Raw genomic sequence first — 26,554 nt, 5'->3', positions numbered from 1 at the left:
CAAGTCAGAGCTGGGTTTGGAATCGCCAAGGCTATGGTTTTGGGACAACCGCATGAAGCTGATGAGTATCGTCACCTTGGTCTATGACTTCATGCTCCAGATATTGCGCAACTGGAAAGGCTGGGTTCCTCTTTTTTTAAGAAATTACTGTCATAGAACTGGAAAGCGGTACCGAGATGTCTCGATACCGCTCTACAGACTTAGAATGGCCATCTCGATTTGCCTCACTTTAATGTGGGCTCAAAATTCGGGATGACTCATGTTTAACTTCCCATGCACCTGCGGCCGCGCCCAAAATGACTACCCCTCCGGATCTTCCTCTATCACCGCCTCCGCCAACGTCGGTGCCCGCCACCGCTCGTAGCCAACGGGAGAATCTCCCACTTTCCTCAGGGCGGCCGACGTCCGTTTCTTATCCACGATCATGGCGAAAGTCATAATCAGGCTGGTGCCGATAATGATGAAAAGCAAGATACCCGGCTCAAACCCAGGCACAATTACTTCAACCGGAATGGCGTAGAAGAGCAGGATGGTGATCAACCCCCGGGGTGCCACAAATAGCTGGGGGAAGATATCCTTCCCGATAAAAATCCGAAGAATTACGTACCGAATCAGGTATATACTTATAATGATAAGCAAGCTGACGATCGCCACATCAATACTGACGAGAGAGGCCAATGAGATGGTTACCCCGAAAATAACGAAGAAGAACGTCCGGACAACGAAGGCAGTTTCCATTGTCACCACGTGTAGCCCTTCGTAGATGTGTAATGCCTTTTTGTAGTCCAGGAATTTCTTTAATGGGCCGCGGAAGAACAAGCGCATATTAGCAATCAATAGGCCAAAGATGAGGACGATGATCAACGAGGAGAGGTGGAATTTTTTACCGATACCGTACAGTAGTAATAAGACGGCGATCAATAAGAAGAGCTTTACGTGACTTTTGATGCGCTGGAAGATCAGGACGATTCCGTAGCTGGCGATCAATGAAACGACAATCGTTAGCAGAATTTTCCCTCCGTAGGCAAGCGCGCCGTTAGAGTACTCTGCCGCCTCAGCCACTTCTCCGTGAGGCCCGCTGGCTTCCCCGTGCAGCTGGCTGGTCAGAAAGTAGAACAGCATGATACCCAGGATATCGGAGAACGTACTTTCGTAGACGTGAAACTCTTTCTTTTCAGCCTTGAGCCCGGCCACACTCGGGATAATGATTGCACTGGAAAGGATTGACAGCGGCGTGGCGTAGAGCCAGGCGGTTGTGGTATCCATGCCCGGGACAAAGTATTCCAAAATCTCGGCCGCTGCCCAGGCCGAGGCAACCAGGCCGACAAGCGCAATAAGCAAGGCCTTTCCTATAGCGAGGAATTTATCCCGCTCCAGTTTAAGCTCCAGTGCCGCTTCCAATACAATCATGATCAGCCCGACAATGCCCAGAATCTCGAGTACTGGCAGAAAATTCAGATCGTCCATGCCAAAGTAGTCCAGGCCAAACTTCAGACAGATGCCCAATACGATGAGCATCAGTACCGAAGGAATATTTGTACGCTTAGCCACTTCTCCAAAAATAAAAGAGAGAATAATAATCAGTGAAGCTTCAATGATGAGCGTATACGCATCGATATTTTCCATAATACAAGTAGATAAAAGGGGAAAACAAGAATAAGGATAATGGAGATAAAAGGAGTAGGAAACAGTTTATTTCCTGGCGATCCTGGCCGGGTAGCCCCACTCTTCCATCAGTTGCAAAAGTTCGCGCAGGTGTTGGTCTTCCCGTACGGCGATCCGGGCCATGATTTCCCGGTCGTTCTTTTCGTTTATCGTCAGTTCCGGCCTGAAGCTGCGATCCAGATAAGGAGTACTGACAAATTTGTTCTCAAGGAACCGGATGGATTCTTCCTCCTCCATTTCCTTTGGGAGGATATGTAGCTGGTAGTATCCCCCGACTTCCTTACCCGTAGCTAGCGAGTAGCCTTCGGTCAGTAATTTGCTGTAGTTGACGAAGTGAAGACCTTCCCCGGTTTGCAGATACAGGCCCATACGGCCGATACGGGAAATAACACCCGTTGATTTCGCCGTCTTCATCCGCTTGCCTTCCACCAGAAGTGAGGAAGTCTGGATAATACGGCCACTCACATAGTCCCGGATACGCGTGAAAGCCGCCAGGATAATCACCATCAGCATAATGCCATGCGTAAAGGGATTAATGAACAGGAAGATCATCGTCAGGGTAAGTACCGTAAGCGGTTCATAGAGCAGAAGAAAACCGGACAGAATTTCCATGGCCCGCCGCTGGTGTCGCCCCAGCAAGGCACTGCCCTGCATGCTGCGCTTGAGGTAGCTCAGCAACAGGTACACCCCCCAAAGCAGCAAGGCTACCAGGATCAGGTTGGTCCAGTTGAAGTAAGGTTGCATGAGTGCTTCCATCAGTCTTGTATATTTAGGTAGCCATTATTTTCCAGCGCACTGCCAACGTCATTGACGACGCTTTCGCAAATCTCCAACCAGCCGTCGTTATGCCGGGTTAGCAGGCCTACACGCAGCAGACGACGCAGGATACTGCGGTAGCGCAGTTCGAACGCGGGCCCTAATAGCTTGCGCAGGTGGTACTCATTCGTTCGTCGTTCCAGGAAAATTGTTGTCAATAGAATCCCGGTATCCGCCGATACGAAAACAGGCATTTTATAGCGCCGTTGCCCACTGGGGGTTACCCGGTTTTCGTCACAATACTCCGTCAGCCAGGCCCAGTAATTCAGGGTATCTCCAACGTTACCGCCAGCAGCGCGGTGCAGGTTACTGACCCGCCGGCTGAAGGCCGTTTCACTAAAGGGATCCCCATCAGCATTCACCAATGCTTTATGGGTGGCACCATGTCGGATTCGGATGGCGCGTTGCATATCTTCGATCGGAAAATCATCCAGATTCACCTCCGCCTGAAAGAACCTTTCCATGTCCATGAAGCGATCGAGGTGGTGGTAAACTGCATTCGTCGTTGCAACAAGATAAAAGATCCGGCCGGAGTAGTCATCGATGTGATCAGCCAACTCCCGGACATTTTCCGCCAACGAGGTCGACTTATCCCACCAGGTTTCCAGATCATCGATCCAGACCATTGGTTTTAGCTGTAAGGTATACTTCTCGATGAAGTCGAGGGCTTCACTCAGGTTACCCGTCGTAGTCATTCGACGCCCCCCGATGTTTATGATGGCATTGGGCTGAAGGCGGATGACCGTCCCGGAAAAAAGGCGATTGGCCACGAGTTCCCCAAACAAGGTTTTACCCGACAGCCGGCGGCCCGTCAGCATAACGGCTCCCCGAAAGCCAAGCTGCCAGTTTTCGATCAGTTTGGTCAGGTGTGCTTTTTCGGCTTCTCTTCCCACTAAAAAAGACTCTCCGATATAGCCTTTCGTCATCAAAATATTCGTGTAAGCAGCGTTTCCGGGAGAAGGCTTACGTTGGCTGATGACACGAACGATCTTCTCCGACATACTCATCTTCTCCTCCCGGTCATTGTTGGCGCGCCAGCGTTCGATGCCAGCAAATGTTGCACCGAACCAATCTTTCACACCGACAAAGAATTGCCCCTGCCGGCGGGTGAACTCATTGATACCTGACTGAAGCGGGAGTGGTAGAAAACCCGGCTCTGGCCGGTAGACGGACGTCAGCCGCAAGTCCTTATCGATCAGTAGGAGGGCACCGTTGCTGATGGCAGAAAAGTTCGCTTTGGTATTTTTTGTCCGGGCAAGGAAATTATAAAACGGCTGGCTCAGTTGATCTGCATCGTATGCTGCCGGCCGACCAGCTTTAAGCTCATTGGACAACAACAGCGTTCGGTTCCGCACATTAGCGATCGCTACCCCAAGATCACTCTTGGTCTGGTCGCTAAGTTCCCACAATTCATAGAGTTGCGGCAAGATCTCGGCGGAGATCCATTGATCCGTAGCCCGGCGGAAGTTCACGTCCTTGAATTGAAGCATGCCGTGATCAGCCCCAACCGTCACACGTACCCGCTCGGCCAGCTCTCCAATTTTTTCTGTCAATTCATTGGTAAATTCATGAATGAGACGACCTGGAATGGCATCGTTGAGGTACTCATCCAGCCTGGTGGCAATTTTGCCCGGGCGATGATCCGCCTCGTCAGAGGCACTCTCTGTGACGAAGGCCGTGATCTCATCGGCGCGGTACATGGCGGCAGAAAGAGCAGTTTGGGCCTCCGTGGCACATGCTTTCAGAATTTCCCGAATCTCGCTAAGGATACCGACTTGTTGGTGCAGTACAGTATGCTCCACAGCGAGGCTTTCTCCTTGCTGCCCGACCTGCAACAACTGCTGGCGGTATTCTGGCCAGGGGTTGTGTTGTTGTTGCCAGCGATCCAGGGCCTCCTGGCGTTTTTTGGGGTTTCCTTCCAGGCGTTTCCGCCAATTAGCCATCTCTTCCTCCCACTCCCCTTCCGCTGCCTGCAGGGTTTCGGAAGAACGCGCGTGCAAGTCAGTGACCAGTTTCGGAGGGCACTGACCGTCGGCCACCATCAACGCAGCGGTCTGCAATTGCAGCTGCACGTTACGATACAGTACGAGAAAATGCTTGGCCCGGTCGGCCCACACGAAGTGTGTCAAGCGGCAATCCAGGTCATTGGTATCTTCGTCTACACCCAGGAGGCAGGCGTCGCCCCGAGCCACCAGGGCGTCGGCCAGTTCACGGGTTCGGGCGGCCAGATGGTTGATGTCAGCGCTGAACGATGCATCGGGGGTAACGACCTGAGCAATGGCTTTATCAAGCGCGCTGCTTACGGTCTGATCCGGATCGGTAATGGAGAGTTCGGTGGTCGGCATAGGGAACAATGTACGGCTTTGCGGGGGATCGGGGTGTCAGGTTATCGGGTTGTCTGGTTATCAGGGTATCGGGGTGTGGAATCGTCGACCTTAAAGACGCTAATTTCGGATTTGGTCACAGGAAGTGTGGGCGGGGCCGCAGGTGCAAGGATCATAATTCCAATAACATATAAATTTCATCCATTCTCACTTTTCCCGTCCGGGCTGCGCCCGGCTCCCGCCCGTACTCGACGAAGCCGGCCTTTCGGTATAAGTGTAAAGCTGCCGGTGCCAGGTGAGAAACCGTCAGCGTAACCCGCTCCAAACCTTCCAATTGGCGGGCCCGTCGCAGGGTTTCCTCCAGCAATTGCCCGCCTGCGTTTCGGCCGCGTGCCGCCGGACTAACGTACACGCCCCACAACATGGCACGGTGCCGGCGTTTCGGCTTTTCGTAGCGGGTGAAGCCAAGGATCCCGGCCAGTTCCGGCGTTTCCCGGTCTTCGGTAAGGAAGTAGCCCAGGACAAACTTCAGGCCTGGAACTTCCGCAATTCTTGGCCGCCAAACCTCGGGATCAATCGGTGTTCCGGGTTCGTGGTCCCACGAAAGTGGATCGGTAGTGAAAGCCTCGTAGCGCAGGGCGATGAAGGCCTCGGTATCGTCGGGGGTGAGGGGGCGAATCATACCCGTGGAAAAGCTCCTTAGCGGGGAAAAGTTTCAACATCCTCCACCAATAAACCATAAACCGCCACATCACGCTCCTGCCCGTCCCGGGTTATCTCCCGCCGGAGTAGCCCTTCTTGCTGCATACCGTTCTTCAACAACACCTTACCTGAAGCGCCATTAACCACAATATGCCTTGCGGTGATTTTTCGCAACCCCAGTTTGCCAAAGCCAAAATCGATTACCGCTCCCGCTGCTTCGGTAGTCAGCCCCTTCCCCCAAAACGGTTCCCCGAGCCAGTAGCCCAGCTCTGCCCGTTTGAATTGTTGATGTTGCCGAAGCCCAATCCCGCCCATAAACGCATTGGTTTCTTTATCCCGCAGAGCGAAGATGAAATGGTTGTTTCTTTTCAGTCCTTCGTTAGCCAGGTTGAGCCAAAAGACAGCGTCTTTTTCCGTATAGGGATGGGGAATATTGGCCGTATACCTGGCAACCTTATTGTTATCAGCATAACGAACAATGAGCGGAATATCCGTCACCGTCAGGGCAGATAAACGGAGGCGTTCAGTAATTAATTCGGGTAGTGATTTCATCAGCGGCTCGACTTGGTTAGCCAACCAACAATATGAGCTCGTAAAAACGGTGCAACAAAGTGCTAAATGTCATTTCCTGGGTTTCGCTAAGGTGTTGCGATCACTTGATCTGATTCGCGATACCGTCGTCCCACCCAATCCGATTAATCCCTGCGGCTTAAATTATCCTGCCAGTAGGTATGCCCACCCAATCGAAATTTGGCCGGGATGATGAAACCCTTATCCTCATTGATTTCCAGCCGGCAAAAGAAAGCAAGATGGGGCGCTGATTTCGTGAAGTCGAAGACCGGACCATTTGGCGTCCGTCCCAGGCCTTCAGTCACCGCTAAGGGGTTAGGCGTGGAGCGGTAAAACTCATCGATACGGAAAACGTCGCGGAACCGGCGCAGGTCAATCTGTAGGCCTGTTTTCGTCCGCCGGGTGGCGAGGAAGCCCAACGGGGTATTAGTGATGAATTCTGCGCCTCCGGTGCCGGCGAGGGCCGGAGCGATGGAAAAATCTGGCACCAGGAAGGTTTTCCCCTCTAGCTCTACGACCTGAGGAGCGGGTTGATTTTGCAGAAACGGGGGGACTTTTTGCTTGGGCTGGGCGGAAAGTGAGGCGAGGCACAAGATCATTGCAAAAATCGTAAGCAAGGCCTTCGCTCGTCCGCTGAGGCGGGAGGAACGACCTGACTCGTCGGCCGAGTGGAGGCTTTGCAGGCCGGACACTCGGCGGACGAGCCAGCTCCTACGTCGCGTCTCGGCCGACGAGTGTTCTTGCAATTGTACAACTCCTCTATCGTAGTTCATCGTTTCTTTTTATTGTTTTTATAATCCCGGAAGACGAAATCGCCGAGGCCCTGCAAACCGCTGTAGTAGGCTTTACCGCCATTGGTCTCGGTAAATGTCTGGACGAACTGCACCAGCCACGGATCGCGGGCGATCATAAAGGTAGTGACGGGGATGGCCAGTTTGCGCAACCGGGCGGCCAGGTTGAGGGTTCGGTTCACGATGGTTCGGTCTAATCCGGCGCTGTTCTTGATGTACCGGTTACCCCGTTTGATGCAGGTTGGCTTGCCGTCGGTGATCATGAAGATCTGCTTGTTGGGGTTGCGCCTGCGGCGCAGGATATCCATCGCCAATTCCAGACCCGCCACCGTATTGGTGTGGTAGGGACCGACCTGCAGGTAAGGCAAGTCCTTGATCTGCACTTCCCAGGCATCGTTGCCGAATACGATGATGTCCAGCGTATCCTTCGGGAACCGGGTGGTGATGTATTCACTCAGGGCCATGGCTACTTTCTTGGCCGGGGTGATCCGGTCTTCGCCGTAGAGGATCATCGAGTGGCTGATGTCAATCATCAGCACGGTCGACATCTGCGCCTGGTAATGGGTTTCGAATACCTCCAGATCGTCGTGGGTCAATTTGAATTCACCAATGCCGTGATTAATCTGCGCGTTGCGCAGGGATTCGGAGACGGCCAGTTTGTCCAGCGCGTCGCCGAATTCGAAGGGCCGGCGTTCGCTGGTCCGTTCGTCTCCCCGGCCGGAGTAGCGGGTGGAATGGTTGCCTCGTTTGGTTTTCTTGATGTCGCCGAAGATGTCCTTCAGGGCTTTCTGCCGCAGTTCACCTTCCATCTTGGCGGTTGGGATGTACGGCGGGTTGCCGGGCCCATCGCCGGGTTTGATGAAGTTCTTGTCGATCAGCTCCTGGATGAAATCGGCCATGGAGTAGTCGTCGTTCGTCAGCTCGTACTGCCGATCGAGCTCAGTGAGCCAACTGAGGGCTTCGCCCACGTTCCCGGAGGTATGGGTGAGCAGTTCCTGGAAGAGTTTCAGGAGTTTTTCGAAGTCGGTTTCGTCGCCTTCCCCGGGTAAGTAATTTTTGAATCGCCAGCCGATCATAGGTTATTGGGTCTTGTGGTAGAGTAACGGCTGGAGGGGGGATTCAGTTTTGGTGTTTGTTGATTGTAGAGCCTGCACGACAAATTTCTCGCGCGGAGTAAGGAGGAGAAGCACGGAGGAAAGATTACAACAACAGTCCACTAGGTGATACACGACAAGGTTCTCGCGCGGAGTAAGGAGGCAAGCAAAATTGACTAAAATTCCGAAGCAATAGTCCATTTGTCTTAGAGTAGGTCTTCAGTTACTTTTTGTGGCGACCATAACCTACTTAACAAAGCGATTAAACGGGAACCTACCCAGTACTACCCGATCGGGTAGTGACTGGCAAGAGTTGTTGGCGGAAATTTGTCCCATAAACAACTAAAACGCTCCCTTGCTCCTAAACCTTAATTCACTCCAAATGAACCAACGCTTTCTCCTCCTTCTCTGCTCCTTTGTCCTCTTACTTTGCACCTGCGCCAGCGCCCAAAGAGTTACACAGACCTTTGGCCCTGATTTTTACACCAATATTGATGACGCCGACATTGCTGCGGGTGGCAACGGCTGGGCGGTTGGCGTCTGCAACATATTTCTCAAAACCAGCGACGGGGGAGAAACCTGGACCGACGTCTCCGAAGACTTTGACATCAGTAGCGTAAGGTATGTCAGTTGTCTGCCCGGCACCAATTGTGAAACCGTCTTCATGAGCGGCAACTTCCCTGAAATCATGGCCAGTTTTGACGGGGGAAATAACTGGGAGATGATTACTGGCACCTCTCGGTTCACGAGGGTAGACCACCCGTTCCCTGGCCTCATTTTGGCTTATTCCACCAGGCTCGATAAAATCGGAAAGTCTACCGATGGCGGCCGTACCTGGTCTTACGCGGCTTCGGGAACTGACCTCGAAAGCGGCCTGGCGGTATTGTCCGAAAACGAATACGGTTACTTTACCGACAAATATTATTATCTCACGACCGACGGCGGGCAAACCTTTGTACAAGGCGATAGCCTGGATCAAAGTGCCAGCCTGATTACCGTCACGAACGACGGTAACCTGCTGGCCGTAGACCGATACACCAAACTGTGGCGTAGTACGGACAAGGGCGTCACCTGGACAATACACAACGAGCGGATTTTTCAATACACCGTCCACAATGCCCTGTGGCAAGATGCTGACGATGTGCTCCACTACATCACCTTTTTAGGGATCCACGTAACATCTGCTGATGGCGGGCTTACCTGGGAGCGTATCTCTACCTCGCCACGATTATGGTCCGCCAACCACTACAAGCTTATTCCGAACAGCGTATTGGCCTTAGGTGACGACAACAGCTTGCACAAATTTGATTACGCAACGGGCGTTTACGATTACCTGCTGGGAGAAGTGCACCCCGACTTTCAGGCACTGGACTTCTCTCCGGACGGGAAGACGGGCTTCATCGTCACCCGCGATAACCTTGTTTATCGCTCCGACGACGGTGGGCGCAACTGGGCATACGTCAGCACGCCGGACCTCCAGGGCGACCCCGAACAGCTGGTCGTCCGGAGTGCAGAACAAATATTTCTCCTCACACAGTATTCCGGCCTGACGGTGAGTAACGACGGCGGGGTCACCTTCACCGAACTTCCTACCGGGAATGAGCTAAGAACTTTTAACGGTGGTATCCTTAAGCCTATTGGCGACGACTTTTTCCTCCTGGACCAAAATTCTTTCGGGCGGGTGACGGCAGACGGCACGGTACTTTACGTTAACGACATTGACCGTTCTGCCATCCACGACGTTTACTTTCTTAACGAGCTAAAAGGGTTTGGGTACGGCCGCAAGACCCTAATGGTCACCCTGGACGGTGGCGTTACCTGGAATGCGCCTACGGTCAATGGCGACCTGGAGAGCAGTCCCAGCGATATGGTGTTCACCGACGACCAACATGGTTTCCTGCTCAGTTTCCCCAGCTTTGCGACCACCGACGGTGGTGCTACCTGGAACGAAGCGCCGGACTTCTGGAAACGAGGCGATGCGATGACCACCAGCATCACCGGCGACACGATCTACGTTCATGAACGCGGCAGCATTTACCAGTCCACCAACGCTATGGCTACCGAATGGGAGCTGGTGACCAGTCTCGGGTGCGGCAGAGCACTGAAGCTGATGCGCCGCCCGGGCACCAGCGAATTGTTCGCGATGGAGACCTCGGGTATTGCCCTGATCGACCTTGAAGCCACGCCAGTAGGTGTAGAAAAGGTGGTTTTAGCGGCGAAGCCGCTAAAGATTTTCCCGAATCCAACGACGGGCCTTGCTAGTGTAGCGCTTCCAGCTTCGCTGCGTGGCGAAGCGCTGGTAGAAGTATACTCGGCTACGGGCCAGCAGATCGTTGGTCAATCAGTAATGGTCGCTTCGGAGCGTATGAACCTCGATCTATCGGCTGTTCCTGCTGGCATTTACCTGGTTCGGATGACGGATGGGCAGGTGATGCATACCGGGCGGGTGGTAGTTCGGTAGTTCCTGGGACATTCGCGCGTGGAGAGGAGTATGGACAAGCACGCTTGGCCGTATTCTCGCGCGAAGAAAAGGAGAAAGAAGGATAATATTAAGCGTGTAGTTAACAATTATGAAGGCCCTCCTGGCTTCATCAGCTACCGTGATGTTTTGTAAATTATTTAGCACTTCCTCTTCTCCTTCTTTCTCCTTTCCTCCTAAACTCCGCGCGAAAAATCATTTGGTTCAGTCTTCAGCGGTTACAACAACATCGCCACCACCCATGCTTCCCCTGGCTGTTCGGTCATTTCATATTTCACGCCGTATTCTGCTAATGCTTCCCCCGTACTGGGCCCAATGGCAATGATACGGGCGCCGGCCTTCAGTTTCTGGTGATCCAGATAAGCAGCTACGTTGAGCGGGCTGGTGAAAACATAGACATCGGCAGCAATTGGTTCTTCCGCGGGCACCGCTACGTTGTCATAACAAATGGCTTCTTGTACCGTAATAACGTCTTGAAGCATGGACTGCACTGATAAACGCGACTGTCGGGCACGGGGAAAGAACACCCGCTGCCCGGCAGCAATTTTGCCGAAAGCAACTGCAACTTCCGCAGGGCTCCCCTCCCCAACAAAATCAGGTTCAAATTGTCCGGAATACCCGCGCAATGCCCGGGCGGTCCCCGCCCCGAGTACTCCCAGTTTTACGCTTTTACTTTGCTGCTTCGGTTTGCTTACCAGGTGATCCGCAGAAAATTCGACTGCTCGCGGACTATAAAAGAACCACCAGTCCGTTTCCTCCGGGCCGGGCGGCGAAAAGTCCAGCGGTGCAAAGCTGATCAGCGAACGGCCAACCACCCTCCACCCGGATGCTTCAGCCCACTTCCTCAGCGGGCTCTCCTTGTTGAGGTTACGTGATATAAAGATTGTTCGCACTGCACGAAGGTATTATACAAAACCATCAAAAAAGCGACTTCTCGCCTATCTCCAAAGGACAATCGCAAGGTCCAAGAGCGTAGCCTTCGCTCGTCCGCCGAGGCGGGAGGAACGAACTGACTCGTCGGACGAGAGAAAGTTACGGGCCGATCTCTCGGCGGACGAGCCAGCTCCTACGTCGCCTCTCGGCCGACGAGCGATCTTTGCAACTTCTCGTCTACTCTTCTTCTAGCAGCTTAACGTCCACCGCAACTAGCTGCCCCCGATCATTATGCGTCAGGGTGAAGGCTACGTGGTCATCGACGTACAACTCAGCAAAGTCGACGTTTTCCACCGTTGTATGATGAAAGAAGAGGTTATTGGGCGGATACTTGATGAAGCCGTAGCCGTTTTTCAGGCTGAAGACCTCACTTTCCATACGGTCTCCAACTTCTCCTTCGGTCGGTGCTTCCAGTTCCACCTTCGCTTTAGCTTGCTTTGCGGCGGCCTTTTTCTCCAATGTTTTCTTATCGGAGCTTCCCATCACAAACAGGTCGTCGACCAGTGCTTTTTCTCCGGCGGTCCGGGGTTCATCGATGATGCGGTTCATCATGATGGGATGGCTGGCTTCTTCGAGCAGGTCCTGGCTGGTTCGGGTGATCATTTGCGAACCGTTGTCGGTCGTAAATTCAAAATCCCAGGCCAGCACCACTACTTTGGTACCGAGGGAGTGAAGCTTGCGCGCCAGGGGTACGTAGTCACCATCGGAGGCGATCAGCACCACTACGTCCAGCTTGCGGAGCATGGCTGATTCATAGGCTTCGAGGGCAAACCAGACATCGATGCCCTTTTCTCCTCTCCGACCGTTGGAACCACTGCGCAGGGGGCTGTAGTGGGTGGTTACGCCGCTGCTCATCAGGATGTCGTCAAAGACCCGATCATAGTAGAGTACCGATCCGCGTTGCTGCGCTTCTGTCGCATTCAGCCGGCCGCGGAAGTAGTGGCTGTCCACGATTTTGGCCATTCCGGGCCGCCCTTCGTCTTGTCCCATACGCGCTTCGATGAAGCGGTGGAGGCCAGCGATGCTCAGGCGGGCTCGGCGTGGATGGTCGTAGTTGTAATAGTTGGAAACGTGGAGAAAATAATTACCGTCGTAAAAGACGCCGATTTTGGTCAGGCGATTACTCATATTATATGGCTATTCGTATTATAAATATTGACCCTATGTGGAATCGGGGGCAAAGGTAGTATATAGTCTGGTAGTTCAGTAGTCTAGTAGTTTATGGTCTACTACTAGACTACCCGACTACTGAACTACCAGACTATTAAGGCGCGGCCGCAGGTGCAAGGAAATGGGATAAAGGAGCAAAGCTAGCACCATTCATGCCCGGGTTCCGGGGACGAGGACCTTCTGGTCCGAATCGGGCAAGGGAGCGCAGCGATTTTGCACGTGGTCGCGTTTGTTTGCTCTTTTGTACATCTCCTTGCACCTGCGACCGCGCCGCTGAATGCCTAACGCCAACGAAAACGAGGGGCTGCGCTTGACCCTACGGATCGGCGCTGACCCCTCGCTAAGCAGGACGACCCACCGGGTCTGCATCCACGTATATCTTCAATTTGCCTACAAATACCGCAAAAATCGGCGCACTTACTCATTCATTCTCCACCAATCCCCAATTTATACCGACCTTAGCACCTGCTTCGTTAGCCAACGGGTCGATGACCCAATGAAGCATAGCTTAAAGTAATAACCTTACGTTCATGTCTAGGATCAAAGCGTTTTTTCTGGGAGATATCAATAATGAAGGTCACCGTAAAACCATTGTATGGTTGTGGCGGCTGGTCTTCCTGTCCCCCATCCTGTTTATCCTGTTCTTCATCGGGCTCAGCTTTACGGACCTGCCATCGGTCGTCGAGCTGGAGAACCCCAGGAACAACGAAGCCAGTCGCATCCTTGCTTCCGACGGATCCGTCCTAGGTCGCTACTACCTGGAGAACCGGGTGATGATCGACTTTAAGGACCTGGGGCCACACATTGAACCTGCCCTGGTTTCCACTGAAGATATTCGCTACTACGAGCACAGCGGAATTGATTACCGGGGGCTTGCAGCAGCCGTTATCAAAACTGGCATCATGGGGCAGAAGTCGCGTGGCGGTGCCTCCACGATTACCCAGCAATTGGCGAAGCTCTTGTTTACGGAAGGAGGAGAAGGCAGTAAAAATATTGTTAAGCGTCTTTTTCAGAAACTTCAGGAGTGGATTATCGCCGTACAATTAGAACGCAAGTACACTAAACAAGAGATTATTGCGATGTACCTCAACCGGTATGACTTTATCAATGGTGCGCAGGGGATCCGGGCCGCCAGCGAAAACTATTTTAACGGTAAGCAGCCTGCCGAACTTGAAGTGCAGGAAGCCGCCATGTTGGTAGGGATGCTCAAAAACAGTTCGTTGTATAACCCGCTACGGAACCCGGAGGGTGTCAAAAACCGACGCAATGTGGTACTATTTCAAATGAAGCGCTACGGCAAAATTTCCGAAGCAGAATATAATCGTTTAAAGGAGATGCCGCTGGGTATTAACTTCAGTGTCCAGAAACATGACGACGGCCCGGCCCCTTACTTTAGGATGGTACTGAAGGAAGAAGCCAAGAAAATCCTTAGTCAGGACCGCTACCTGAAAACCAACGGAGAACGATACAATATTGACCGGGACGGCCTTACCTTTTACACGACCATCAACCCGCACATGCAGCGACACGCCGAGGAACAGGCAATCATTCATATGCGGGATCTCCAGAAAGAATACTTCCGCCACTGGCGCAACGAAGATCCCTGGACCTACACCAGCCCCGTCAGCAAGACGGAGACCAGTTTAGAGTACCGGGAAGAAAGCCTGCAGCGGGATATTCGTCGTTCAGACCGGTACCAGAAGCTGCGCTCGGCGCTGCTCGTTCCGGCCATTGAGAAGGTGAACGAAAAGAGTGACCTTACCTTCCACACCGACGACAGGGAAATTGATCGGATGATACGGGAGGAAAAAGACGGTGGCGTTTTCCTGGACCTCCAGCGCCGAAAGCTGGTCAGCAACGCCCTGGCCAGCGAACACCGTAAAGTCATGAAACTGGCCTCCTTCGGCCAGTTACGTACTGCGTGGGAAAAGCTTCAGGCAAGGGTCAAAGAAGACTTCAGCAAGCCGGTAAAAATGCGCGTATTTACCTACGACCGGGCTAAACTGGAAACGGATACGACCATGACGCCGCTCGATTCAGTTCGGTACCATAAGATGATCCTTCAGATCGGCAGCATGTCCGTAGAACCGACGACGGGCTACGTTCGTACCTGGATTGGAGGCGCTGCCTTCAAATGGTTCCAGTTTGACCACGTGACGACCAAGCGCCAGGTAGGCTCGACCTTCAAGCCTTTGGTGTACGCTACTTCCGTTGATCTTCGGGGCATTAGTCCATGTTTTGAAGTGCTGGACGCTCCCGTCACCATTTCTCCGGGAGATGGCAGTTTCTACCTTCAGGAACCCTGGACGCCAAGAAATGCTAACGATAACTATAGTGGTAACTTCATGAACCTCTACCACGGCCTGAAGAACTCCGTCAACACCGTATCCGCTTACCTGATGCAGGAACTGGGCTCTACCGAGCCCGTCCGCACGCTGGCAGCCAATATGGGTATTCCAAAGGATGAGGTGCCGGATGCTCCGTCCATTGCTCTTGGCTCCGTTGACCTGACGGTACGACAAATGACGGGCGCTTACACGACCTTTGGCAACAACGGCATCTTCAACCGGCCGGTTTTCCTGACCAAGATAGCGGACCGTACCGGGCGGATTATCTATGAGTACGTTCCGGAGGAACGCCGGGCGATCAGCCCAGCTGCTAACTTCGTTATGGTCCGGATGCTGCAACAAGCTTCGGTTGGTGCCCTTGGTGGTGTCAAAGGGCCCATCGGCGGTAAAACCGGTACGACCAACGACCAAACCGACGGCTGGTACATGGGTCTGACGCCAGAACTCGTGGTCGGCACCTGGGTAGGCGGCGATGATCGCTGGCAGCGTTTTCGCAATTTAGGCCTCGGCAGTGGCTCGCACATGGCCAAGCCTTTCTTCCGCCAATTCACCATTGCGGCACAAAAAGACGAGAAGATCGCCTGGAATACCGAGCGCGCCTTTTATCGCCCGCGGGGCGACCTTGGCATCGAGCTCGACTGCGAAGCCTACTCCAGCGGAGACAATGACGACGTGCTGGAAGCACGGGACTCTCTCCTCTTACCGAATGATCCGTTTGGGGGTGGGAAGATTAATAATGATCCGGATTTTTAGGGCTAGGCAGTTGATAAGGGATAAGCGATTTGGCTGCCGCAGTGGGGTGCTCGCTGCGCTCGTAGAATTCTCGATGGGTGATTCTCGATTCTTGATTGGCTGCCGCACAGGAATGCTCCCTACGCTCGTAAACTCACCCCCGGCCCCTCTCCGGTGGAGAAGGGAGACCCAAGCATTAGTGTTTTTTTAGCAAGGGAGCAGGACGGGACGGGCCTGTACGTTCTGCAGATTAAAGTAAATATTGAACTTCTAATCTTAAAACAGCAGCCGAAAGATGATGATGCCGAGGGAAGCCAAAATTGCGAAAAAGCCCCATAACGCAATCCTATCTGCTAGTCGATTCGGAAGTAGCCGCCCGGCAAGTGTCCGGTAAACTGCCCCCACTATGTATTGTCCATTCGCTCCCCCGAATGGTAGGAGCGCCAAAGCGCTTAGCATCATACTCAATATTCCTCCCATCACCCAGGAATCCCGAATGCTGCGTTCTCCAGGAAAGGAATAAGCGAGCAAGTCGCCAAGGAAGAGTTCGTTCACGACAGGGAAGAGAGGGAACATACTGTTCACTACCATGGCTGAACAATAGAATACTGCAGCATAGACCAGTAATACCAGCCAGTAGAGTAACGCGCCCAGTCTGGCAGCACGGCTGGACATTCGCTCCAATAGGAAGGTACTCGCCAGGACTGTCAGTACAAGGCCAGTAAAAACAACTAAAGGTCCGGGATTAAACGGTTCAACAAAGGCCCAACAAAGTAATCCGACTACCGTTAAGCTGAGCGGGCCCGCAAAGCTGATGAGGAACCGTTGCGGCAGTGGTCTGCTGGACAATTCTTCAGGGAGCGCCTGGTGCTCTTCTTCCTCCAATAAGCCAGCAATGCCAACACTACCGTGCAATGGTAGCCAACCGATCAACACTTCGGTCTGACCTATGTGGCTGCGAAATAAGTAAAAGCCGGGCGCATAGCCGAGTTGGACCTTATCGACCCTTAATTTCAGCATGCGCGCAACAGCGTAGATAACGGAAATGTGGAGGGCATTCAGGACGATCAGCCAATAGAATAGAGTGAGCACTTTAGTAGGATTTTGTATGATTTTCTAGCTCCTAGCCTCTCCTCCGCTGATCATCAATGGCCTTAACCAAGGCCTTAACCTCCGTGCTGAAGTCCTTGGAAAGTATCCACTTAAGGTAGCTGGGGTCTTTGGCGAAAACGTCGGCAACCGCCTGGCCGGAGTACTTCCCGAAGTTGAACTGCGGGGTGCCGTCGGGGGCTTTTTTCAGGCGGCGGGTGGCATCAAGGAAGCGATCATCCTGACAGAAGGCGGCAACCGTGTCCATGTTGGAGAATGGTGTTGAAGTGTTGCCATCGTCGTCGGTGTACTCAGCGTCTTTGTATTTATCCAATTGGCCCTGGAAGATATCGACGGTAGCGCGGACGTCAGCAAGCGCATCGTGGGCATTTTCCATTGTTTTACCGGCGTAGAACTTCAGGGCTGCGCTAAGGGTACGGGGCTCCATGCGGTAGAAGATCTGCTGGGCGTCGATCAATCGACGATTTGCCGTATCGAGGTAGATGCCGGCGCGGTAGAATTCCTCCTGCAGCAGCGGCACATCGTAGCGATTAGAATTGTAGCCCCCCAGGTCGGCGTCTCCAATAAAATCGTAGAGTTGCTGCGCAACCTCGGCGAAGACGGGTTCATCCTTCAGGTCTTCGTTGGTCATGCCATGGATGGCGGCAGCCTCCGCACTAACCGGTACGGTTGGATTGATTTTCATCTCCAGTTCTTCGGCGGGTCGACCGTCAGCAAATAGCTTAACAAAGCCTACCTGGACGATGCGATCCTGAACGATGTTGAGTCCGGTAGCTTCGAGGTCAAAGAATACGATGTCGTTAGTTAGGGGTAGCATGTGTAGTGTTTTGGTCTATTGGTCTATTGACGATCAGACTATTGGTATGTTGGGCCGTAAGGTACGTTTTTCAAAGGCGAACAAGCGCAGCGCCAGGAATAGCAACTGCGGCAGCCATTTCTTCCATCTACCCTTCTCTTATTCAATTATCCGTCCAAAGAAATAGTTGATTGGTCGATTAACGAGCGCCAACCCCGACCTTTAATTTTACGTTGTGTTGTTATAATACTGGTCATTCATTCGACCATTTCTTATTACTACAGACCAACAAAGTTATGATCTCCGTTTTCCCGCTCTCCCAGCCTAATCTTCTCGGTTTCACCCTCGACGGTGAGGTAGATGACGAAGGTATCCGCAAACTGCTCATCGCTGTAGAAGCTAAAGTGATCACACACGGTAGACTTCGCCTGCTCGGCAACATTAAAAATATTGGCGGTTTCCAGAGTTTCCAGACCTTTTGGAAGACCCTAAAAACGAAGAAAGAGTTGTGGGATAAGATAGAGAAGTATGCCATCCTGACCGATCACGGCTGGCTGGCCTCCCTTACGGGTAGTGTGGATTGGCTCACTCCCCGAATGGAGATTAAGACATTCGCTCTTAGCGAAGGCGAGTTGGCGCACGCCTGGCTTAAACTCGATCCCGCACCGGAAGTAGCAGAGTCGTTAAAAGAAATAGACCTGGGCGACACCCGCCTGCTCGGCCTCGCCATCGTTGGCAAAATGAATACCGCTGACTACGACCGGATCAATACCCTGATCGAGGAACAGGCCGATAAATACGGAAAAGCGCGAATCATGTTGGAAATCATCACCTCCCCCGGCTTCTCCGGCCAGGCCCTGATGGAAGACCTTAAAACCTCGGTAAAACAGTATAAAAATGTGGAACGGATGGCCATCATCGGTGATCAAAGCTGGTTAAAGACTACCGTTCGCCTCAGTGATCTGTTGACACCCGGGCTGGAGCTGTCTGCTTTTGGGACTTCTGAGCGGAAGCGGGCGATTTCTTGGCTCGGCTAAACATGAGTAATTCCGAGCACGAAGTACAGCGCTTGGTAGAGGGTAGAAGGCAGCCTGCCGCCTATTTCAGCTCGCTTCTCTTGTAGAATATGCGATATTTGATGGTAATATTTGATATGCGATTGGGCTACCGTAAGGGAGCGCTCGCTACGCTCGCAGGCGATACGAACGAAGTGAACAGGGCGCTGCGGGAGCGTTATAAATCAAGTAAGCTATCAAAGCCAATAGGCTGTCTGTGCGACTAATCACCATATCTAAAGTAAAGTGCTACAATTCCTTAATTTTAGGTTTGATGATCAGTCTCAGGCTCTGGTTATAATTGATGTAGTTTACCACCCAATTGATGAAAACAAACACCTTGTTTCGGGTCCCGAGAATGGCAAACAGGTGGACAAGCAGCCATAGCAGCCAGGCAAAAAAGCCACCAAACTGAAATTTGGGTTTGGGCACATCAACCACGGCGCGGGCCCGACCAACGGTGGCCATGCTTCCCTTGTCATTGTAAGTAAAAAGCACTTCCTCTTTTCCCTTGATGCGGTTGGTAAAATTCCTGGCCAGGTTACTGCCCATCTGCATTGCTACCTGCGCGACTTGCGGATGGCCTTTGGGCCAATTAGGTTCCTCCATATAGGCGACGTCGCCTACCGCGTAGATATTTTCCGTGTCCTTTACCCTGCCGAATCGATCTACAGCCAGGCGATTACCGTAAGTGACCGAGGTTTCGGGTAATCCATCGACCGGCATTCCTTTAATACCGGCTGCCCAGATAACCTTTTGGGTTGGAATGGAACGCCCATCATTGAAGTGGACGAGGTTCCCATCAAAGTCTGTGACCCGGCTGTTCAGGAGCACTTTAACACCCATGTCTTCAAGATACTTCAGTGCTTTCTCGCTGCTTTCGGCGCTAAAGCCTTTAAGCAATTCTCCGCCGGATTGCACGAGGTAAATATCAACTTCCTCCTCGATGTTCAGTTCCGGATAATCCTTGGGCAGGATGTGTTTTTTCATTTCAGCCAGGGAGCCGGCCAGCTCTACTCCCGTGGGACCACCGCCGACAATAACGATATCGACAAGTTCCTGACGGGGGTCATAATCTGGTGTAGTGAGGGCATCTTCGTAATCATCAAGGATGTTATTCCGCAGATAAAGTGCCTCCGAAACGGACTTCATCGGTAGGGCATACTTAGCGATGTTCTCGTTTCCGAAAAAATTGGTATCAGCGCCTGTAGCGATGATTACGTGGTCGTAATTACAGAAACCCAGGGGCGTTTGCAGTGTCTTTTTAATCGGGTCAATACTGGTGACCTCCGTTACCCTGATAAAAATATTCTTCTTGCCCTGAAACAGCTTACGGAAAGGAAAGACGATGCTACTTGGCTCCAAACCAGCCATCGCCACCTGGTAAAACAGCGGCTGGAATTGGTGGTAATTGTTCTTATCGATCAACACTACCTGGTACAGATCCTTTCGGGTCAGTTTGCGGGCCAGCTGCAACCCGCCAAATCCGCCACCAATGATTACGATACGTTCTCTGGTGGATTCGGGGATGTTTATTTTTGTAGTTGGATCCATAAATAAAGGGGAAAGGGAGAAAAGGATAAATAACCACTAAGGCACTGAGGGCAATAAGTTCTACACTAAAGAAAGTGAGGGGCATCAAAACCTCGTCTATTGTTAAGGTTTTAGCTGGAGTAAAGTTCTCCTTTTTCTCGCTTTTTAGGCGCGGTCGCAGGTGCAAGGGAAGTTGGAGGAACAATGTGTGACCTCGTGGTCCCTCAAGGGCTTCGAATAATGGACAAATATCCGTTATAAATCAGTCGGCCTTCACCCGTTCCCGCTTTTTCAGCAGGTATTCTTTCTCCAGATCGTTAGGTACCATACTTATAGCTACGTCGTACTGGTGGATGGCCTGCGCAGCATCTCCTGTTCTCTTGTAATATTCTGCCCAGCAGCCGTGGTAGAGGTATTTCCGCTGTCCCAGTTGATCTTCCTCGAGTTGCTGTAAGACATCCTGGGCGGCTGAAAAATCTGCTTGCTGCAGGTTTACCACTGCCATATTGAGCAAGTTAAACGGAGAAGGGTTAAGCGCCTCCAGCTTCTGGTACCACTTAAGGATGTCCTTCCAGTTGGTTTCTTCAAAAGTTTGGGCGCGAAGATGCTCACAAGCGATTGCTGCCTCATAATGGTAAACGGAGTATTCCCCGCTAGCCGTGGCAAGGTTCATCATATCGTTACCGGCCACCACCAGGGGGAAATACCACTTACTTCGGTCCTGCGTCCGAAGGTCCAGAATTTCATTGGATTCGTTGATCTTGCTGTCTAATCGGGCCGAATGAAAACACATCAGGGCGAATAGTGCCTGGACGTCCGCATTGCAAGTCAGCGGATTATCGATGAGCATTTTACTAAGTCGTAGGGCCTCCCCGCAAAGTTCTTTCCTTACGGCAAGGTCCTTCTGTGCAGAATGAAATCCTTCGTTGAACAGCAGGTAGATCACTTCAAGCACCCGGATCGTCCGAATCCGGAGTTGCTCACCTTGCGGTATTTCGAAACGTATAATTTTATCGGCCACGGCCTTTCGCGCACGGGTTATCCGCTTTTTGATGGTTTCCTCTTTTAGCAACAGGGCTGCCGCGATCTCTTTACGGGAAAAGCCACCAATTGCCTTAAGGGCAAAAGCGATCTGGTCACGTGGATCCAGCGCGGGGTGACAAGCGGTAAAAATCATGCGTAGTTGGCTGTCGGCTATCTCGTCGTCGAGGAAAAGTTGATCGACCGCGATCGCTGCCGTGACAGTCAGATTTTCGTGGCGTTCCCGCGCTGACTTTATCGACCTAAAAAGGTCGATAAGCCGATTCTTGGCGGCTGTGGTGAGCCAGGCTTCAGGGTTGTCGGGTAATTCGTTCCGCCATGCTCCTATTGCCTTGATGAAAGTATCCTGAACGGCGTCTTCAATTGTTTCCAGGTGTTCCAGTCCGAAAATTCGGCAAAGGATGGCTACCATCCTGCCGTGTTGGTGCCGAAAGAGGTAGTCGATCATTGGGTTTTCCTCTGCCATGGACTGGAGTGGGGTCGGTGTGGTTTACCCGTAAAGATAGTTTGTTGTTTAAACATCCGATGCCCTTCTTGAACTGGGCTTGCGCTCGTTTGAAAAGAGGCATCGGATGTAGGGTGGTTATTCAAGTATTAATTGAATACCATGACTTCGCGGATTTCTACCGTTCCGCCGAGATCGTAATCGGGGAAGTCGGCGGCAATAACTTCGGCGGCATCGAAATCGGCAGCTTTGACAACGTAGTAGCCGCCAATCAACTCTTTAACTTCTGATCCGGCACGATCGGTGACCGTTCTGGCCGGGCCGGAGACCTGGCGTACTTTGGTAGAATCCAGGGCATGGCCGGTTTCCACCTGGCCTGCATCTTGCATTTTCTGGTTCCAGGCAAACCATTTGCCCATCCGTTGTTGCATTTCGTCGGGGGATAGCCCCATAGTGGCGTAATCAGCTCCGAGGAATACGAGCATAAACTTTTTCATATCAGATAATTGTGGTTTTGTTAAACAGCGGCAGCAGGACTATTGCTCTGCTAATATCGGGTTTACATGGGGCCGAACTCGCTAATTTCGATGGACTGGCCTGGATAGTTGTAGATGGGGTGACCGACAAACATTTCCCGGGCAGCCTCCAGGCTATCGGCACGGACGATGGAGAAGCCACTTACCGTATTTGCGGAGCCGCTCCAGGAATCCCCATCGTGGCTGGCGGAGGCAGGTGTAAGTGGTGCTCCAAGGTCGACGATCTGGTCGCCATATTTCGCGTTCCACACTTTCCAAGGTGCTAGCATGGCTGCTTGCTCGGCTTCGGTCATGGTAGGTGGTGCCGCCTGCTGGCCTCCACTGTTGTAATAAAGGGCGATGAATTTTTTCATTGTAATCGGTTGACAGGCTTGCAAGAATGTATTTTTTGCCCGCAAGCTCTAGTGAAGAATGGTGGTTTCACTATCATGACGGAGCTAAACTTAAGGAAGGGGACAAGGTGAAAGAAAAAGATTATTTCTCCTCCCCTGTTCCTTAAACCGTTCAATGCACCTGCGGCCGCGCCCTAAATAGTCTTGTAGTTCAGTAGTAGATGGTCTGGTAGTTCTGCCGTACACTTGGATCTCGCTGCGCTCGTGACGGCTACCGCCTTCTGCGCAAATATTGTTTTCAACCTCAAACTCTACACTTTTTCGCTCCGTAATATTTCATCGACAAAGCCATAAGCAAGTGCCTCTTCCGCCCGCATCCAGTTGTCCCGATCTGCGTCACGCTCAATGTCTTCCATGGGGTTTCCGCTGTGCTTGCTCATGATGGTGTAGAGGTCGGTTTTCAATTCGCGAAACAGGTCGTAAGTGATCTGCATGTCCGAGAATTGCCCCTGCATACCCCCACTTGGCTGGTGGATCATGACCCTGCCATGCGGAAGGATGCTGCGGGTCTTCGGAGCGCCGGCACAAAGGAGGACCGCCGACATACTCGCGGCCATGCTGGTACAGGTGGTAATCACTCGGGGCGAGATGTGCTGCATCGTATCGTAGATGCCCAGGCCGGCGGTGACGGAACCTCCGGGGGAGTTGATAAAAAGGGTGATGTCCCGCTTGGGGTCCACGCTGTTCAGGTAAAGCAACTGGGCCTGGATGACGTTGGCGACGTGGTCGTTGATGGCTACACCGAGGTAAATGATCCGGTCCATCATCAATCGGCTGAAAACGTCAAGTTGTGCTACGTTGAGTTGTCGCTCCTCGATCACCGTAGGAGAAATACTGGATCGTAAACTTCCCAGGGTAGTATGCATAGCGGTGGGGGTTACGCCGTGGTCAAGCTGGGCGTAGCGAAGAAAATCGTCCATAAAACATTGAAGTTAGTTAGGTACTCGCCAACCAACTTGGGTTAGCCATACTAAAGGGTAAAAACGTGGTTTCGGCCTTCCGGTGCGTACCCATCCAGCAACGGTATCGAGCGATATCGTTGGGGGAAGCGATGACAGTAAGGCCAGTTTTTTATCCGGTTACTGTTCGTTCATAGCAGGATGGAGGTGTAGATGTGGAGGCGTTGTCGTAAGCTGAGCGGATTTCCATCTTCGGCCAGTAATTCTTTCAATTGCTTGCGGGCACGGCTGATCCGGGTTTTCACCGCTCCCGGGGTTATTTGTTGCACTTTGGCGATCTCCTGAATACTGAAGCCGCTTACAGCCTGGAGGAGCAGCGCTTCGCGCTGCGTTGGCGGCAGCTCGTCCATTGCCCGAAGGAGGAAGTGGAGGTCTAAGGCGGCCTCCGGGCGGGCGGGTAATCGTTGGTCGAGGGTTCGCTTACGTGCCTCGACGAATCGCCGATGCACCGCTTTGGAGCGGAGTCGGTTACGGAGTCGGTTATTGACAATGCCAATCATGTAGGCGAGTAACCTGTCTTTCTCCGACAGTGCGTCCCATTGTTCCAAGGTGGACAGAATGGCCTCCTGGACCATATCCTCCGGATCGTCGATCCCCATACAACGAGCGTCACAATAGCGGATGAAGCTATCGTGAATGGGGGCGTACCATTTTAGGAAGGCGTTTTGTTGGGGTTGGGAGGGCATTTGTGGAGGTTTCTGCTATAGAGTAACGGTTGTGGGGGAAAGGTTACGGGGGAGGGGTGAATTTCGGGGATAAACATCTAACCCGTACTTCTACGGAAGTACATTTTAGCAGGCTGGAGGTGCGGGCAACGCTCAACCCGTACTTCTACGGAAGTACATTTTAGCAGGCTGGAGGTGCGGGCAATACTCAACCCGTACTTCTACGGAAGTACATTTTAGCAGGCTGGAGGTGCGGGCAACGCTCCACCCGTACTTCTACGGAAGTACATTTTAGCAGACTGGAAGTGCGGGCAACGCTCAACCCGTACTTCTACGGAAGTACTTTTTAGCAGGCTGGAGGTGCGGGCAATACTCAACCCGTACTTCTACGGAAGTACTTTTTAGCAGGCTGGAGGTGCGGGCAACGCTCCACCCGTACTTCTACGGAAGTACTAGTGGTCCAACCTCATCCTCAATAATCAACACCCGCCGATGTTTAACCCGATCCGTCCTAAACTGCTCCCGCATTGCCGCAAGGCTCAAAAGGTATACTTCCCGGTCCAAGCTATAACCAGTTTCTTTCCCATTCATGGCCTTCACCATCAATCCAGTCCGTTCCAATAATCGAAAATGTTGTTCGATGGTACTTTCTGCAAGGGGGACTTCAGCGATAAGTTCAAGATAGGAACATACCTTCCTACTAATTAATTTCCTGAGAATGACCACCCTGGCCGGATGGCTAAGCGCATGAGAAAAGTTCGCAATAAGTTGCTCCTCAAAACCAAACAATAAAGATTTACTTCGTGCCATTTTTTGTTATCTATCCGATAAACATACGATTAAAATATAACAATTTGTTTTTTAATTAAGCGTACAGCTTCCATTCCCTGCTCCTTAATTTGCCTCTGCACCCGCGTCCCCGCCCAAACAAGTAAAATCTTATTTACCTTAACCCTAACTTAAAAACAGATTCATGCCAAAACTTCACCCCACCAGACGGAAATTCCTCAAAACCGCCTCCACTGCCGCTGCCGGCTTCATGATTGTGCCCCGCCACGTCCTTGGCGGTAAGGGATACACAGCCCCCAGCGACATTGTCAACATTGCCGCTATCGGTGCAGGAGGCAAGGGCCGAGGTGGTATTCGGGCAGTAGACAGCCAGAACATTGTCGGTCTTTGTGACGTCGACGACAAAATGGCCGAGGACGCCCGCAAGTCCTACCCAAAAGCAAAATACTACCGTGATTACCGGAAGATGCTCGACGAAATATCTGGCGACATCGACGCGGTCGTCATCTCCACCCCGGACCACACCCACGCCATCACTGGCCTGGCCTGCATGGCCCTGGGCAAGCACGTGTACATCGAAAAACCACTGGCACACAGCATTGAGGAAGTTCGCCTACTTAGTGAAGCGGCAAAAGCTAATCCGAAGCTCATCACCCAAATGGGTAACCAGGGTGCCAGCGGCGAGGGCATCCGCAAAACTCAGGAGATCTACGAAGCTGGTCTCCTTGGCGACGTCCATACCGTCCGGGCATTCACCAACCGCCCGGTTTGGCCGCAGGGCGGTGGAGCGCCCAAAGGCAGTACGCCAATCCCCGATTATTTTGACTGGAACCTATGGCTCGGCGGTGCCAGCATGCGCGACCACCACGAGGCCTACCACCCCTTCGCCTGGCGAGGCTACTGGGATTTCGGCACCGGCGCCCTTGGCGATATGGGCTGCCACATCATGGACACTCCCTTCTACATCCTTGAGCTAGGCTACCCTACCTCGGCAGAGGCAAGCGTCGGCCAGGTTTTCAGTCGCAACTGGAGCCCCGACTACAACCCGGAGAGCTGCCCGCCCTCCAGCAAAATCCACATCCAGTTCCCTGCCCGGGGAAATAAGCCTCCAGTGGAACTCATTTGGACTGATGGTGGCATCCTCCCCAGTCGCCCCGACGGCATGAACGACGACGATAAACTCGGCGACGGCAGCGGTAACGGTTTCATCATGGAAGGAACACGGGGTACTTTGGTCGCCGACGTTTACGGAGCCAACCCACGCATCATCCCCTCAAAACTGATGGACAATATCAATGTGCCGGAAACCCTGGCTCGGGTAACTACCAGCCACGGCATGGATTGGATCAACGGTATCAAGGAAAATTACCAGCCCAGCAGCCACTTCGGCAAGGCCGGCCCCTTGACCGAAACTGTGCTGATGGGTAACCTCGCAGTGCGCGGTTACACTTACCGGTTCCCCGATGCCAATGGAAAAGACAAGGACGCTTACATCGTACCCGGCCGGACGAAGCTGGAATGGGACGGCGCGAAAATGGAAGTAACCAACGTACCGGAGATGAACTACTTTGTCAAGAACCAGAAGAAGCGGAAATTTTAGTTTAGTAGT

General features: G+C 52.5%; 22 protein-coding genes. 4 read left to right on the top strand and 18 right to left on the bottom strand.

The genetic code is table 11. From position 1 onward, the window contains the following. Positions 1–300: 300 nt before the first annotated feature. The 7 genes from B036_RS29235 to B036_RS0112925 form a co-directional block, all read right to left on the bottom strand. Positions 301–1,626, bottom strand: a complete 1,326-nt coding sequence (locus B036_RS29235) for a cation:proton antiporter domain-containing protein (RefSeq protein WP_020569150.1) — start codon at positions 1,624–1,626, stop codon at positions 301–303. Between the two features lie 66 nt (positions 1,627–1,692). Further along, positions 1,693–2,421 carry a hypothetical protein gene (locus tag B036_RS0112950; RefSeq protein ID WP_020569149.1) on the bottom strand — a complete coding sequence of 243 codons (729 nt, stop codon included), beginning with the start codon at positions 2,419–2,421 and terminating at the stop codon, positions 1,693–1,695. After that, positions 2,421–4,826, bottom strand: coding sequence for an ATP-binding protein (locus B036_RS0112945; protein ID WP_020569148.1), 2,406 nt, complete (start codon positions 4,824–4,826; stop codon positions 2,421–2,423). Before B036_RS0112945 ends, B036_RS0112950 begins: the two co-directional genes overlap by 1 nt. Before the next feature lie 151 nt (positions 4,827–4,977). Next, positions 4,978–5,487 carry a GNAT family N-acetyltransferase gene (locus B036_RS32080; RefSeq protein ID WP_020569147.1) on the bottom strand — a complete coding sequence of 170 codons (510 nt, stop codon included), beginning with the start codon at positions 5,485–5,487 and terminating at the stop codon, positions 4,978–4,980. 17 nt (positions 5,488–5,504) lie between these two features. Then, on the bottom strand, positions 5,505–6,059 hold the full coding sequence (locus tag B036_RS0112935) for a GNAT family N-acetyltransferase (RefSeq protein WP_044102634.1): 555 nt from the start codon (positions 6,057–6,059) through the stop codon (positions 5,505–5,507). A 143-nt stretch (positions 6,060–6,202) separates the two neighbouring features. Further along, positions 6,203–6,850: a hypothetical protein gene (locus B036_RS29225; RefSeq protein WP_026231946.1), complete on the bottom strand. Its 648-nt coding sequence runs from the start codon at positions 6,848–6,850 to the stop codon at positions 6,203–6,205. Then, entirely contained in the window at positions 6,847–7,944 is a 1,098-nt protein-coding gene (locus B036_RS0112925; protein ID WP_020569144.1) for a vWA domain-containing protein, read from the bottom strand. The genes B036_RS29225 and B036_RS0112925 overlap by 4 nt, the downstream gene beginning before the upstream one ends. A 400-nt stretch (positions 7,945–8,344) precedes the next feature. Here B036_RS0112925 and B036_RS0112920 point away from each other — a divergent pair, with 400 nt between their 5' ends. Next, a complete protein-coding gene (locus tag B036_RS0112920; protein ID WP_020569143.1) occupies positions 8,345–10,423 on the top strand; it encodes a T9SS type A sorting domain-containing protein in 2,079 nt (692 codons plus the stop codon). Positions 10,424–10,659: 236 nt separating this feature from the next. Here the strand turns inward: B036_RS0112920 and B036_RS0112915 are convergent, their stop codons facing one another. Both B036_RS0112915 and B036_RS0112910 read right to left on the bottom strand, forming a co-directional pair. Then, entirely contained in the window at positions 10,660–11,334 is a 675-nt protein-coding gene (locus tag B036_RS0112915; protein WP_020569142.1) for a uroporphyrinogen-III synthase, read from the bottom strand. A 217-nt stretch (positions 11,335–11,551) separates the two neighbouring features. Next, on the bottom strand, positions 11,552–12,502 hold the full coding sequence (locus B036_RS0112910) for an NYN domain-containing protein (RefSeq protein WP_020569141.1): 951 nt from the start codon (positions 12,500–12,502) through the stop codon (positions 11,552–11,554). Between the two features lie 572 nt (positions 12,503–13,074). Here B036_RS0112910 and B036_RS0112905 point away from each other — a divergent pair. Next, entirely contained in the window at positions 13,075–15,645 is a 2,571-nt protein-coding gene (locus tag B036_RS0112905) for a transglycosylase domain-containing protein (RefSeq protein ID WP_020569140.1), read from the top strand. A 255-nt stretch (positions 15,646–15,900) separates the two neighbouring features. Here B036_RS0112905 and B036_RS0112900 read toward each other — a convergent pair whose 3' ends face one another. Beyond that, complete coding sequence (locus tag B036_RS0112900; protein WP_026231944.1) at positions 15,901–16,716, bottom strand: site-2 protease family protein; 816 nt, start codon at positions 16,714–16,716, stop codon at positions 15,901–15,903. Positions 16,717–16,747: 31 nt separating this feature from the next. Next, positions 16,748–17,551 carry a 3'-5' exonuclease gene (locus B036_RS29220; RefSeq protein ID WP_020569138.1) on the bottom strand — a complete coding sequence of 268 codons (804 nt, stop codon included), beginning with the start codon at positions 17,549–17,551 and terminating at the stop codon, positions 16,748–16,750. Positions 17,552–17,826: 275 nt separating this feature from the next. Between B036_RS29220 and B036_RS0112890 the strand changes: the two genes are divergently transcribed. Then, positions 17,827–18,567 carry a SpoIIAA family protein gene (locus tag B036_RS0112890; protein ID WP_020569137.1) on the top strand — a complete coding sequence of 247 codons (741 nt, stop codon included), beginning with the start codon at positions 17,827–17,829 and terminating at the stop codon, positions 18,565–18,567. Between the two features lie 267 nt (positions 18,568–18,834). Here the strand turns inward: B036_RS0112890 and B036_RS0112885 are convergent, their stop codons facing one another. The 7 genes from B036_RS0112885 to B036_RS29210 all read right to left on the bottom strand — a co-directional run bounded on the left by B036_RS0112885 (position 18,835) and on the right by B036_RS29210 (position 24,966). Further along, entirely contained in the window at positions 18,835–20,139 is a 1,305-nt protein-coding gene (locus B036_RS0112885; protein ID WP_020569136.1) for an NAD(P)/FAD-dependent oxidoreductase, read from the bottom strand. A gap of 241 nt (positions 20,140–20,380) precedes the next feature. After that, the gene (locus B036_RS0112880) at positions 20,381–21,625 is read right to left on the bottom strand and encodes an RNA polymerase sigma factor (RefSeq protein ID WP_020569135.1); all 1,245 of its coding nucleotides are present in this window, start codon (positions 21,623–21,625) and stop codon (positions 20,381–20,383) included. A 128-nt stretch (positions 21,626–21,753) separates the two neighbouring features. After that, on the bottom strand, positions 21,754–22,101 hold the full coding sequence (locus B036_RS0112875) for a YciI family protein (RefSeq protein WP_020569134.1): 348 nt from the start codon (positions 22,099–22,101) through the stop codon (positions 21,754–21,756). Positions 22,102–22,163: 62 nt separating this feature from the next. Continuing rightward, positions 22,164–22,493: a YciI family protein gene (locus B036_RS29215; protein WP_020569133.1), complete on the bottom strand. Its 330-nt coding sequence runs from the start codon at positions 22,491–22,493 to the stop codon at positions 22,164–22,166. Positions 22,494–22,783: 290 nt separating this feature from the next. Further along, positions 22,784–23,452 carry a ClpP family protease gene (locus B036_RS0112865; RefSeq protein ID WP_020569132.1) on the bottom strand — a complete coding sequence of 223 codons (669 nt, stop codon included), beginning with the start codon at positions 23,450–23,452 and terminating at the stop codon, positions 22,784–22,786. A gap of 170 nt (positions 23,453–23,622) precedes the next feature. Then, the gene (locus tag B036_RS0112860; protein WP_044102630.1) at positions 23,623–24,177 is read right to left on the bottom strand and encodes an RNA polymerase sigma factor; all 555 of its coding nucleotides are present in this window, start codon (positions 24,175–24,177) and stop codon (positions 23,623–23,625) included. A 420-nt stretch (positions 24,178–24,597) separates the two neighbouring features. Continuing rightward, a complete protein-coding gene (locus B036_RS29210) occupies positions 24,598–24,966 on the bottom strand; it encodes an ArsR/SmtB family transcription factor (RefSeq protein ID WP_020569130.1) in 369 nt (122 codons plus the stop codon). A gap of 163 nt (positions 24,967–25,129) precedes the next feature. Between B036_RS29210 and B036_RS0112850 the strand changes: the two genes are divergently transcribed. Continuing rightward, on the top strand, positions 25,130–26,545 hold the full coding sequence (locus B036_RS0112850) for a Gfo/Idh/MocA family protein (RefSeq protein WP_020569129.1): 1,416 nt from the start codon (positions 25,130–25,132) through the stop codon (positions 26,543–26,545). Positions 26,546–26,554: the final 9 nt, after the last annotated feature.

It is taken from the genome of Neolewinella persica DSM 23188 (genome assembly GCF_000373105.1).
Lineage (GTDB): Bacteria > Bacteroidota > Bacteroidia > Chitinophagales > Saprospiraceae > Neolewinella > Neolewinella persica.
This window is presented reverse-complemented; position numbering and strand designations above follow the sequence as displayed.